Origin of the sequence: Erythrobacter sp. QSSC1-22B (genome assembly GCF_001678665.1) — a bacterium.
Taxonomy (GTDB): domain Bacteria; phylum Pseudomonadota; class Alphaproteobacteria; order Sphingomonadales; family Sphingomonadaceae; genus Qipengyuania.
The window spans coordinates 1-1,469 of sequence record NZ_LZRP01000029.1; the positions used below are offsets into that span (position 1 = coordinate 1).

The window sequence follows — 1,469 nt, forward strand, 5'->3', positions numbered from 1 at the left end:
GCTCGACACAGAGAGCATCCGGATCACGGACGGGCCGCATATCTACACCGGCCGACGCAAGGTCATTTTTGTCCGCGACCCCGACGGTAATGTTCTGGAGTTCAACGAGTTACTCGCCCAACCGTCAATGTCGAATGCCTGAAACATTCCTCGCTACCGGGAGAGATGCCACATGAATGACATAGATCCTCGCCCGGACCTCACCGACGAGATTTCTCGCATCTTTCGCGCCAATGGCTTCCACGGCACGACTATGAGCGTCATCTCTCAGCGAACGGGCCTCGGCCGATCCAGTATCTACCACCATTTCGGGCGCGGAAAGACCGAGATGGCCGGGCGTTCACTCGACAGGATCGAGAAGTTTATCGATGTCATTGCCGGTGCGGCAAACGCACCAGATGTCTCGCTTCGGACGAAGTGGGCAACGATTGAGGGGATGCTACGGAGGCACTACGAGGGCGGCCAGCTTGGCTGCCTGCTCGCGGTATTTGCCATGGAAGATCTTCCCGTCGAGCTGCGCGGACGAACGAAGCTGCTCTTCGACTATTGGCTTTCCGCAATCGCCGAACTCTACAAATCCGGCGGTGTAGATAGCGCCGGGGCAGCTCGTTCCGCGCAGCGAGATGTTGCAGCCATACAGGGCGCGCTTATCCTGTCGCGGGCTCAGTCATCCGGAGAGCCATTGGATCACACCCTTGCAGAGATCGCTGCTACGTTTTCCGAACTCTCTGAGAGAAAGTTCTGAACAGCGGGGAGTAGCAAGATCACTTTGCAGCTTCATTAGACCGGCGGGCGCACCGTGTTGCCTAAAGGTCATTACTAGTCATTGTGAAACTGCGACTATATCGGATGCATTTCGCCGGTATGTTTCAGTTGTTGAAAGGCATCCCCTGGAAAGGATCAGAGCGGCCAAACTCCTTCGGGAAATTGTTTCAGATACGATTTGTCCATGGCGCTACATAAGCAAACGGAAGCTCGATGCCGCTTGCGGGTGCGCCAGATTATCCGGCATATCTGTGCGGAAATGGGCGTGACCATTGTCAACGGCGCCCTGTCACGCGATCATGTACGTATGTCCGTTGATATCGCGCCGCACGTCTCGGTCAGCGACTTCGTACGCCGGGCAAAGGGCCGTTCGTCCCGCAAAATCGAGCAGGAGTTCGAGCACACCCGCAAACGCTACTGGGCCCAACGCTTCTGGCAAAGCGGTTACTTCTCGACCACATCCGGCAACATCACCGATGACGTCATCATGCGCTATCTCGACCGACATACCCACACGGATAGCTTCAGCCCCTCCGCCTGATGCTACCGGCGTCAGCCGGTCAGTCATTCAGCCTGTTCCGGGATTCCCCGGCGCAATCAGGACCTTCAGGAAAGCTACATACCTCCCATCCGCCGCCAAGCGCTCGATATATACCAGTCACCGACAGGAGGTGTTGCGCCTGGGCTTCGATCAATGCAGCCTC

General features: G+C 57.0%; 2 protein-coding genes. Both read left to right on the plus strand.

The features are described from left to right. The first annotated feature begins 172 nt into the window (after positions 1–172). On the plus strand, positions 173–745 hold the full coding sequence (locus A9995_RS15680; protein ID WP_067614741.1) for a TetR/AcrR family transcriptional regulator: 573 nt from the start codon (positions 173–175) through the stop codon (positions 743–745). Positions 746–949: 204 nt separating this feature from the next. Beyond that, entirely contained in the window at positions 950–1,306 is a 357-nt protein-coding gene (gene tnpA, locus A9995_RS15685; RefSeq protein WP_255360168.1) for an IS200/IS605 family transposase, read from the plus strand. The last annotated feature ends 163 nt before the right edge of the window (positions 1,307–1,469 follow it).

Bases quoted from the DNA above. Each gene is read 5' to 3' on its own strand.
- tnpA (WP_255360168.1), top strand. From the start codon at position 950: ATGGCGCTACATAAGCAAACGGAAGCTCGATGCCGCTTGCGGGTGCGC.
- A9995_RS15680 (WP_067614741.1), top strand. From the start codon at position 173: ATGAATGACATAGATCCTCGCCCGGACCTCACCGACGAGATTTCTCGC.